This window comes from Burkholderia sp. ZZQ-2, from assembly GCF_050768715.1.
In the GTDB taxonomy this organism is placed as follows: Bacteria; Pseudomonadota; Gammaproteobacteria; order Burkholderiales; family Burkholderiaceae; genus Burkholderia; species Burkholderia cepacia.
The window spans coordinates 42,419-51,590 of the sequence record NZ_LDVA01000366.1 but is presented as its reverse complement, the minus strand read 5'-3'; the positions used below and the strand labels follow the sequence as shown (position 1 = coordinate 51,590).

Annotated in this window: 10 protein-coding genes; 4 read left to right on the top strand and 6 right to left on the bottom strand. The window is 68.7% G+C overall.

Going from position 1 to position 9,172, the window contains the following annotated elements; translation table 11 throughout:
- Positions 1-161: 161 nt before the first annotated feature.
- Positions 162-1,190: a MerR family transcriptional regulator gene (locus ABY44_RS37605; RefSeq protein WP_059696660.1), complete on the top strand. Its 1,029-nt coding sequence runs from the start codon at positions 162-164 to the stop codon at positions 1,188-1,190.
- Positions 1,191-1,238: 48 nt separating this feature from the next.
- Here ABY44_RS37605 and ABY44_RS37600 read toward each other — a convergent pair whose 3' ends face one another.
- From ABY44_RS37600 to ABY44_RS37580, 5 genes are all read right to left on the bottom strand, one after another.
- Positions 1,239-1,946 carry a hypothetical protein gene (locus ABY44_RS37600; RefSeq protein WP_060174538.1) on the bottom strand — a complete coding sequence of 236 codons (708 nt, stop codon included), beginning with the start codon at positions 1,944-1,946 and terminating at the stop codon, positions 1,239-1,241.
- Complete coding sequence (locus ABY44_RS37595) at positions 1,921-2,145, bottom strand: helix-turn-helix domain-containing protein (RefSeq protein ID WP_027787308.1); 225 nt, start codon at positions 2,143-2,145, stop codon at positions 1,921-1,923. The genes ABY44_RS37600 and ABY44_RS37595 overlap by 26 nt, the downstream gene beginning before the upstream one ends.
- Positions 2,146-2,153: 8 nt before the next feature.
- Entirely contained in the window at positions 2,154-2,714 is a 561-nt protein-coding gene (locus ABY44_RS37590; RefSeq protein ID WP_048022805.1) for a DUF2975 domain-containing protein, read from the bottom strand.
- A 162-nt stretch (positions 2,715-2,876) separates the two neighbouring features.
- Positions 2,877-3,407: a M949_RS01915 family surface polysaccharide biosynthesis protein gene (locus ABY44_RS37585; RefSeq protein WP_059696656.1), complete on the bottom strand. Its 531-nt coding sequence runs from the start codon at positions 3,405-3,407 to the stop codon at positions 2,877-2,879.
- 79 nt (positions 3,408-3,486) lie between these two features.
- Positions 3,487-4,869 carry a sigma-54 interaction domain-containing protein gene (locus ABY44_RS37580; RefSeq protein WP_060174539.1) on the bottom strand — a complete coding sequence of 461 codons (1,383 nt, stop codon included), beginning with the start codon at positions 4,867-4,869 and terminating at the stop codon, positions 3,487-3,489.
- A 261-nt stretch (positions 4,870-5,130) separates the two neighbouring features.
- Here ABY44_RS37580 and ABY44_RS37575 point away from each other — a divergent pair, with 261 nt between their 5' ends.
- The 3 genes from ABY44_RS37575 to ABY44_RS37565 are packed head-to-tail and all read left to right on the top strand — an operon-like array spanning position 5,131 to position 8,539.
- Complete coding sequence (locus ABY44_RS37575; RefSeq protein WP_060174540.1) at positions 5,131-6,015, top strand: MBL fold metallo-hydrolase; 885 nt, start codon at positions 5,131-5,133, stop codon at positions 6,013-6,015.
- A 28-nt stretch (positions 6,016-6,043) separates the two neighbouring features.
- Positions 6,044-7,714 (top strand): bifunctional protein tyrosine phosphatase family protein/NAD(P)/FAD-dependent oxidoreductase, encoded by a 1,671-nt coding sequence (locus ABY44_RS37570; RefSeq protein WP_060174541.1) that lies wholly within the window; start codon positions 6,044-6,046, stop codon positions 7,712-7,714.
- 18 nt (positions 7,715-7,732) lie between these two features.
- Positions 7,733-8,539 (top strand): sulfite exporter TauE/SafE family protein, encoded by an 807-nt coding sequence (locus tag ABY44_RS37565; RefSeq protein ID WP_060174542.1) that lies wholly within the window; start codon positions 7,733-7,735, stop codon positions 8,537-8,539.
- Between the two features lie 149 nt (positions 8,540-8,688).
- Here ABY44_RS37565 and ABY44_RS37560 read toward each other — a convergent pair whose 3' ends face one another.
- A complete protein-coding gene (locus ABY44_RS37560) occupies positions 8,689-9,099 on the bottom strand; it encodes a hypothetical protein (RefSeq protein WP_431643554.1) in 411 nt (136 codons plus the stop codon).
- Positions 9,100-9,172 lie beyond the last annotated feature (73 nt).

Sequence of the window (9,172 nt, the reverse complement as noted above, 5' to 3'; positions counted from 1 at the left end):
CCGCCGATACCGCCGCCACCGACACGCCGCCTTCGCCGCAATAAGCCGCCCCGCCATCGCGTGCGCGCGGAATCCCCGCGCGCACGCTTCCCCATCTTCCGCTTGACCCTCACGTAGCGTAACGTTCGAGACTCCAGTGTGCGTACCGAACGGAGGAACGAATGCGACTGAAAGTGGGAGAACTGGCGAAACGCAGCGGGCTGACCGTCCGCACGCTTCATCACTATCACGCGATCGGTCTGCTGACGCCTTCGGCGCGCGCCGACAACGGCTACCGGCTGTACGACCGCCACGACATCGCCCGGCTCCACCAAATCCAGGCGTTGCGTCGCTTCGGCCTGTCGCTCACCGAAATCGGCGATCACCTGAACCGGCCCGGCACCCCGCTCGTCGATCTCGTCGCAAAGCAGATCGCGCTGCTCGACCGTCAGCTCGCGCAGACCGCGCAGCTGCGCGAGCGCCTCGTGAGCCTGCATGCGCAGCTCGCCGCGGGCACGGAGCCGGAGCTGGCCGATTGGCTCACCACACTGGAGTTGATGACCGTGTACGACAAATATTTTTCCGAGGAAGAACTCGCGCGCCTGCCGATGTACCAGAAAAGCCAGGCGGGCGACGCCGAATGGATCGCACTCGTCGACGAAGTGCGCGCGCTGCACGACGCGGGCGTACCCGCCGAGGACGAACGCCCCCGTGCGCTCGCCAGTCGCTGGATGAAGCTGCTCGTGCGCGACACGAACAACGACCCGCGGCTGCTGGCAAAGCTGAACCTGATGCACGAGCAAGAACCGGCGATGCAGTCGAAGATCGGCATTTCGACTGCGCTGCGCGACTATGTGCTGCGTGCGTCGTCCGAAAACAAGATGCGGATCTTCGAGAAGTACCTCGCGCCGGACGAGATCCGCTTCATGCGCGCGCACTACGGCGAACGCGCGATGGAATGGCCGCAACTGATGGGCGACGTGCGCGACGCGATCGATGCGGGCGCCCGACCTGCTTCGCCGGAAGGCCGCGCGCTCGCGCAGCGCTGGCTCGAGCTGTTCTGCAGCTATGCCGGCCACGATCCGGCCACGCATGCGAAATTCCGCGCGGCGATGATGAACGAGCCTGCACTGACGCAGGATACGTGGGTCGACGACACGCTGATCGGTTTCGTGCGGGAGGCGATGGCGCAGCTTGCGCCCGCGCGCTGAGCGCATGAAGGTGCGGGCGGCAGGCGGGGTTCCCGCGTGCCGCCCGCTTCACCATTTGCAGCCCGTGTCGCGCACCGCATCCAGCGCGAGCATCGGCAACGCCAGCAGGCCCGCGCGTGAATACGCGTGCCGGCAGTCGGTGCGACGGGCATTCGACATGCCGTCGGCCAGCCTCGCATCGACGGTGTCACGGCGCGCGGCCACGCCGCCGGACGACGCGCCCAATGCCCCGACTGCCGCCTGCGCCGGACTGCGCGCCGCCGCATGCCGCGAGCCGATCGCGTCCAGATCGCGGCGCCAGTCGAGATCGGGGCTTGGTGCGTTCTCGGAATGGGGTTCACGTCGGGTCGCGATTGCGCCGGCAGGCGTTTCATCTTGCCGACGCGAAATGCCCCCCGTATTCGAAGACGCCCGCTTCGTCATGCGCGACACCGCAACCGCGGCGGATCGTTTCGTCGATGACACGGCGCCCTCGGCACCACGCTCACTCGCGGCGCGCCCGGTTCGCCCGGCGTCATGCGTGCCCGCCGCGGGCACCGGCCGCGCGGGAATCAGTTCGACGCGCAGCGCGAGCCGGGGCCGCGCCCCGGCGTTCGGGCCGGCCAGCGTCGACGTCCGCTGCAGCACGAACCATCCGAGCAGGTGAATCGATACGGACGCGACGACAGCCAGCGCGACGATGCGCGGCCGGCGCCGCCCCGCCACGCCGGCCAGCCGCGATGGCGATGCGTCAATCCGGCTCGCCGACACCGTCATCGCTGAACGCGAGCAGGTCGCCGGGCTGGCAGTCGAGATAACGGCAGATCGCCTCGAGCGTCGCGAAACGGATGCCCTTGACCTTCCCTTGCTTGAGCAGCGACAGATTCTGTTCGGTGATGCCGACCGCCGCCGCGAGATCCTTCGAGCGGACCTTGCGCGTCGCGAGCATCACATCGAGCTTGACCACGATCGACATGGCGCGCCTCAGACGAACTGCCGATGTTCGGCATCGAGTTCGCTCGCCTGCCGGAGGATATGCGCGATGACCGCGATGCAGGCCGCGGTGAACAGCGCGACCACGTACGGCAGGCTGAACCCGATGCTGACCACGCGATGGCCGACCGGTTCGCGCAGCGTCGCCCACACGCTCAGGAGCGGTTCGCACAGCAGGCTCAGCAGCACCCACATCCCGATCGCACGGCCCGTCTTGCCGAGATGGCCGGCCGCTTGCGCGGAGAAATAGTCGCGGCGCGCGTAGGTGCGGAACAGCGCACGCAGATGACGCAGGCCGTTCGCGAGCGCGATCAGCGGCACGCTCGACAGCAGGATGCCGACCGCCTTCTGCCACCACGGGAACGCGGCGACATCCACGTGCAGGTTCGAGATCACCGAATCGGTGAGGCCGAATACGAGGCCGGGCCCCGACGCCGCGTTCAGTGACGGGAACGCCCAGCACGCGGCGTTGAGCACCAGCATGCCGACGATGAACCACAGCGTGACGGTGGCCATCTGCTGGCTGATACGGGCGATGCGATCGGAATGCATGACGTGTCCTCGACGACGAATGAACGAGCGTCGATTGTACGTCTGAAATTATCGTAAAACGATAATTAATTGCCGTTGAACCATGATTTTTTATTGTTCGACAGTTTTGATCCACCCCCAACAGGCGCGTGTCGAACGCGCCGTCACGATCGCCGGGCACGCCTATCGGTAGTCGCGCGCGCTGATCGCGTGCCAGTGCTTCGTCATGTAGCGCAGAAACGCAGGTCGGGCTTTCAGGTCCGCATTCGGCACGGGCGCCGCGCCGCCGTCCATGAACTTGCCGTTGACCGTGACGGTTTCCTCGCCGCGCAGCACGTACTTCGTGCCCTGGTCGATCAGGAAGTACTTGACCTGGTCGGCGCTGACGTCACCGCGGCAGCCGATCCTGTACGCGAACAGAAACTGCTTGCGGCCGTTGCCGAGCAGGTCGCGCATCTCGATCGATGCGGGCACGACGTCGAGAATCACGTCGACCGGACATGCCTTCACGTAGTCGCGCACGGTCCAGTCGGGCCGGCCGTCGAGCGTCGCGGCGACCTTGAGCTCGAGGTCGTCGCCGGACGCGGTGCGTACGAGCGTCACCGCATGTGCGCCGGCCGCATCGGTCCACGTGTATTCGGTGGCGGCCTGCGCCAGGTTGCACAGCGCAGTGGCGGCAAGAAACAGGCAAGGCGAAAGGAAGCGTCTCTTCATCGGCGAGGTGGAAGCAGGATCGAACGCGTCATTATCGACACAGCCGCGTGCCTCTGCCAGCCGCCCGCCGCCTGCCCGTTCAGCGCTCGCGCGCCCCGAGCCCGAGCGCCTTCATCCGCCGGTACAACGTCCGCTCGCTCATCCCGACCTGCTCGGCGAGCGCCTTGCGCGTGCCGTCGAACGTGCGCGCGATGCGCACGAGCTCCGCGTCCGACACGCCGCGCGCATCGGCCGCGCGGTCCTGCGGCGCCGCCGATGCGGCGACCAGCTCGGCCGGCAGGTGTTCGACCCGGATCGTCCCGTCGTCCGCGAACAGGCACGCGCGTTCGAGCACGTTGCGCAGCTCGCGGATATTGCCCGGCCACGCATAGGCATCGAGACACGCACGCGCGCGTTCGGTGAGGACAAACGGCCGTGCGCCCGTCTCGCCCGCGCCGGCGCGCGCGTTCGCGATTCGCCGCAGGATCGATTCGGCCAGCAGCGCGACGTCCCCGCGCCGCTCGCGCAACGCCGGCAGCGGAATCGGAAACGCGTTGATCCGGTAGTAGAGATCCTGCCGGAACCGGCCGTCGTCGATCATCTCGCGCAGCGGCTTGTGCGTCGCCGCGACCAGCCGGAAGTCCGCGCGCAGCACCTCGACGCCGCCGACGCGGCGGAACGTGCCCGACTCGATCAGGCGCAGCAGCTTCACCTGCATCGGCAGCGGGACGTCGCCGATCTCGTCGAGAAACAGCGTGCCGCCCTGCGCGGTCTCGACGAGGCCCGGCTTGCGCTGGTTCGCGCCCGTGAACGCGCCCTTCTCGTAACCGAACAGTTCGCTCTCGAACAGCGTCTCGGCGATCCCCGAGCAATCGACGACGACGAACGGCCCCATCGCGCGATCGCTCGCCTCGTGCAGCGCACGGGCGAACAGCTCCTTGCCGGTGCCCGATTCGCCGAGCAGCAGCACCGGCAGCATCGACGGCGCGACGCGCTGCAGTGCACCGAGCGCCGCATTGAACGCGTCGGCGCCGCCGACGAGCCCTTCCGCACTCGGCTGCGCGGATGCGCTGCGCACCGTGGTCAGCCGCTCGACGTACGCGATCACGTTGCCGTGCGCATCGAAGATCGGCCGCAATTCGACGTCGACGTGTTCGGGGCCGCGCGGCGTGTGATGGATGTGCAGCACGCGGTTCAGCCCGCGCGACTCGAGCGCCTGCTTCATCGGGCAATGCTCGCCGGCCTGGTCGCACGGCACGTCGTAGTGATGCGACACCTGGAAGCAGTGCCGGCCCACGTGCTCGACGCCCGCGACGCCGAACTGGCGCCGGTACGCATCGTTCGCCGCGAGGATGCGGTAATCGGGATCGACGACGATCATCGGCTGCGGATCCTGCTCGAGATACGCGACGAGCGCGCGCACGTCGGGCATGACGTCGCGACGCGGCGCGGGGACGATCGGGATGGTGTCGTGCGGATTCATGCGGACGCTCGGTGAGGGAGATGCCTGACGAACTGGCAGGTGCACTGCCAGGCGGACTGCCAATTCTGCCACGACACTGCCAGAAGTGGCAGTCGGCAGCGGCAACCGAACGCCGGCGACGCCCGTGCTTCGCCGCGCCTGCGCCGAAAACCCGCGTCGAATCAAATCCCTGGCAGATCGGCCGGTGCCGCGACGCAGGCTGGCACGCTTCTTGAGTTACAGATCGCGATTGCAGATGCAGAACCCGATCAAGGACACCCCGTGAGCGATGCCACCACGCTGTCGGTCGAAGGCTTTTTCGACCCGGCGACCCACACCGTCAGCTATCTCGTGCTCGATACCGCGAGCCGCGCATGCGCGCTGATCGACAGCGTGCTCGACTACGACCCGACATCCGGGCGCACGCGCACCGCCAGCGCCGACCGGCTGATCGCCCGCGTCGCCGAACTCGGCGCGGACGTGCACTGGCTGCTGGAAACCCACGTGCACGCCGACCACCTGTCGGCCGCGCCGTACCTGAAGGAACACGTCGGCGGCCGGATCGCGATCGGTTCGCACGTGCGCCGCGTGCAGCACGTGTTCGGCACGCTGTTCAACGCGGGCCCCGGCTTCGCGCAGGACGGCCGCCAGTTCGACCGGCTGCTCGACGACGGCGACACGCTCGCGCTCGGCACGCTGACGATCCGCGCGCTGCATACGCCGGGCCACACGCCCGCCTGCATGACCTACTGCATCGACGACGCGACGCAACGCGCGGCATTCGTCGGCGACACGCTGTTCATGCCCGACTACGGCACGGCCCGCTGCGACTTCCCGGGCGGCGACGCGCGCACGCTGTACCGCTCGATCGCGCGCGTGCTCTGCCTGCCGCCCGACACGCGCCTGTACCTGTGCCACGACTACCAGCCGGGCGGCCGCGACGTGCAGTTCGTGACGACCGTGGCCGAGCAGCGCCGCGCGAACGTGCACGTGAAGGACGGCGTGACCGAGGACGATTTCGTCGCGATGCGTACCACGCGCGACGCCACGCTCGCCATGCCCGTTCTGATGCTGCCGTCCGTGCAGGTCAACATGCGCGCCGGCCACCTGCCCGAGCCCGAAGACAACGGCGTGCGCTACCTGAAGATCCCGCTCGACGCGATCTGAGCGCCGGCGCCCCAACCGAGACCCCGACATGACCTCCATCCGCAAGCTGACCGACGCGCTGTCGGTCTCGCCGCAGATCGTGACGGCCGACCTGCCCGCGCTTCAAGCAGCCGGCATCCGCGCGATCATCTGCAACCGCCCGGACGGCGAAGGCCCCGACCAGCCGACCGTCACCGAAATCCGCGCGGCCGCCGCGCCGCTCGGCATCGACGTGCTTTACCTGCCGGTCGATACGGGCAAGGTGACCGACGACCAGACCGCGCAATTCGGCGCACTCGTCGCGTCGATCGACGGCCCGGTGCTCGCGTACTGCCGCAGCGGCATGCGTTCGGCCACGCTGTGGGCGTTGTCGCAAGCCGGCCTGCGCCCGCTGACCGACATCGTCGCGACGGCCGCCGCGGCCGGCTACGACCTGCACGCGCTCGCGTCGCGTGTCGTGCCAGGCAACAAGCAGGCGGCACCGGCCGTCGACGCGCGGCACGACATCGTGATCGTCGGCGCGGGCGCGGCCGGCATCGCGGTCGCGTCGAGCCTGCTCGCACGCGACGCGTCGCTCGACATCGCGGTGATCGATCCGGCCGACGTCCACTACTACCAGCCGGGCTGGACGATGGTCGGCGCGGGCGTGTTCCGCCCCGAGACCACCGCACGCCGGATCACCGACGTGCTGCCGCGCGGCGTGCACCGGATCCAGGCCGCCGTCGCGGGCTTCGAGCCCGACGCGCACGCGGTCGTGCTCGACGGCTGCCGCCGCATCGGCTATCGCAAGCTCGTCGTGTGCCCGGGGCTCAAGCTCGACTGGCACGCGATCGAAGGCCTCGCCGACACGCTCGGCCGCAACGGCGTCACGTCCAACTACCGTTACGACCTGGCGCCGTACACGTGGGAACTCGTGCGCGCGTTCCGCGGCGGCAACGCACTCTTCACGCAGCCGCCGATGCCGATCAAGTGCGCAGGCGCACCGCAGAAAGCGATGTACCTGTCGTGCGACCACTGGCGACGCGCGGGCCGCCTCGAGGCCGCGAACGTCGAGTTCCTGAATGCGGGCGGCGCGCTGTTCGGCGTCGCCGACTACGTACCCGCGCTGATGGAGTACGTGAAAAGCTACGACATCGCGTTGTCGTTCGGCCACAACCTCGTCTCGATCGACGGCCCGGCACGCCGGGCGACGTTCGCGCGCGCACTGCCCGACGGCGGCAAGGAAACCGTGGTGCGCTCGTTCGACATGATCCACGTCGTGCCGCCGCAGAAAGCGCCCGATTTCGTGCGGTCGAGCCCGCTCGCCGATGCGGCCGGCTGGATCGACGTCGATCCGGCGACACTGCGCCACCGGCAGTACCCGGACATCTACGCGCTCGGCGACGCCACCAACACGACCAATGCGAAAACGGCCGCGGCCGCCCGCAAGCAGGCGCCCGTCGTCGCGCACAACCTGCTCGTGTCGCTCGGCCGCGCGCACGGCGACGCCGCATACGACGGCTACGGCTCGTGCCCGCTCACCGTCGAGCGCGGCAAGATCGTGCTCGCCGAATTCCTGTACGGCGGCAAGGTCGCGCCGACCTTCCCCGCGTGGCTGATCGACGGCAAGCGCCCGTCGCGGCTCGCGTGGCTGCTCAAGGAACGCGTGCTGCCGCCGCTCTACTGGAAGGCGATGCTCAAGGGCCGCGAATGGCTCGCGAAACCCGCGATCGCGCGTTGACCGGAGCCCGATGACGTCATGTTGATTTCCCTCGTACTGGGCGGTTTCGTCGGCGCCGTGCTCGGCCTGACCGGCGCCGGCGGCGGCATCCTCGCGGTGCCCGCGCTCGTCGTCGGCATGAGCTGGCCGATGCAGCAGGCCACGCCCGTCGCGCTCGTCGCGGTGGCCGGCAGCGCGGCGCTCGGCGCGCTCGAAGGCTTCCGCCGCGGGCTCGTGCGCTATCGCGCGGCACTGCTGATGGCGGTGGCCGGCGTGCCGCTGACCACGCTCGGCGTACGGCTCGCGCACGTGTTGCCGCAGCGCCTGCTGCTCGCGCTGTTCGCACTGACGATGCTGGTCGTCGCCGGCCGCCTGTTGCGGCAGGCGCTGCGGCATACGGCGGTCGACGCCGACGCGTCGCCGCTGTGCGTCGGCCGCGTGAATCCCGATACGGGCCGGCTGGTGTGGTCCTGGCCGGTCGGTGTGGCGCTGGCGTCGACCGGCGCGATGACGGGCCTGATGACGGGGCTGCTCGGCGTCGGCGGCGGCTTCGTGATCGTGCCGATGCTGCGCAAGTTCACGAACGTGTCGATGCATGGGGTGGTCGCGACGTCGCTGATGGTGATCGCGCTGGTCGGCACCGGCGGCGTGTTCGCGACGCTCGTGTCGGGCACGCGTGCACCGCTCGACGTGACGCTGTGGTTCACCGTCGCGACCGCACTCGGCATGGCTGCCGGTCGGGGCGCATCGAGACACCTCGCCGCGCGGCACGTACAGGCCGGGTTCGCGGCCGTGCTCGTGTGCGTCGCGCTCGGGCTGCTGGCGAAGGCGGCGTTCGGCGCGTAATCGCGTACCGACCGGCGCCGATCGACGCGCAGCGCCGCCAGACAAAACGCCCGGCCGACTCGACGTCCGCACCGGGCGTTTTTTATCGCGGGCGCCACCGGCCAACGGCGCGACGCGCCGTCGTCGTCAAGGCAGATGCTGGATGGCCGTCAATTCGGCCTTTCGAGCCATTTGCGCAGCCTGCCGGCAATCCCGGATCGCTCGACATACCCGAGCGCCGAAACCGCACACATCATTCCGATTGCCGCATACAGCAGGGCCATTTCTCCGTTCCCTGCGATGTCCGGCCAGACTGCCTGTGTCAGAACCGCAAGAACGGTCAATCCAGCCGCACCGCCCACGATGACCAGCATCGGCAATACCGCCCTCCGAGGAAGCAGCGTGCTGGCCCGATAGACCGGATACGAAAGCAGCATTGCCACGGGAAATGCAACCGTGAAAGCCACAGCGGAAAAAAAGATCGAAACTTCGCCGAAATCCTTGACGGACACAATGCCGATCAACAAGCCTGCCACGATCGCGGCAGTCAGGCTTGCACCAAGCAATTCCGAAATCTTCAATTCCTTTCTCCCGTCGCGCCAGACAAAACGCCCGGCCCGACTCGTCGTCGGCACCGGGCGTTGTTCATGGCAG

Excerpts from the sequence above, each read along its gene's own strand:
- ABY44_RS37600 (WP_060174538.1), bottom strand. The coding sequence starts at position 1,946 with ATGACGGTGTCGGCGAGCCGGATTGACGCATCGCCATCGCGGCTGGCC.
- ABY44_RS37595 (WP_027787308.1), bottom strand. The coding sequence starts at position 2,145 with ATGTCGATCGTGGTCAAGCTCGATGTGATGCTCGCGACGCGCAAGGTC.
- ABY44_RS37585 (WP_059696656.1), bottom strand. The coding sequence starts at position 3,407 with ATGAAGAGACGCTTCCTTTCGCCTTGCCTGTTTCTTGCCGCCACTGCG.
- ABY44_RS37580 (WP_060174539.1), bottom strand. The coding sequence starts at position 4,869 with ATGAATCCGCACGACACCATCCCGATCGTCCCCGCGCCGCGTCGCGAC.
- ABY44_RS37570 (WP_060174541.1), top strand. The coding sequence starts at position 6,044 with ATGACCTCCATCCGCAAGCTGACCGACGCGCTGTCGGTCTCGCCGCAG.
- ABY44_RS37565 (WP_060174542.1), top strand. The coding sequence starts at position 7,733 with ATGTTGATTTCCCTCGTACTGGGCGGTTTCGTCGGCGCCGTGCTCGGC.
- ABY44_RS37590 (WP_048022805.1), bottom strand. The coding sequence starts at position 2,714 with ATGCATTCCGATCGCATCGCCCGTATCAGCCAGCAGATGGCCACCGTC.
- ABY44_RS37605 (WP_059696660.1), top strand. The coding sequence starts at position 162 with ATGCGACTGAAAGTGGGAGAACTGGCGAAACGCAGCGGGCTGACCGTC.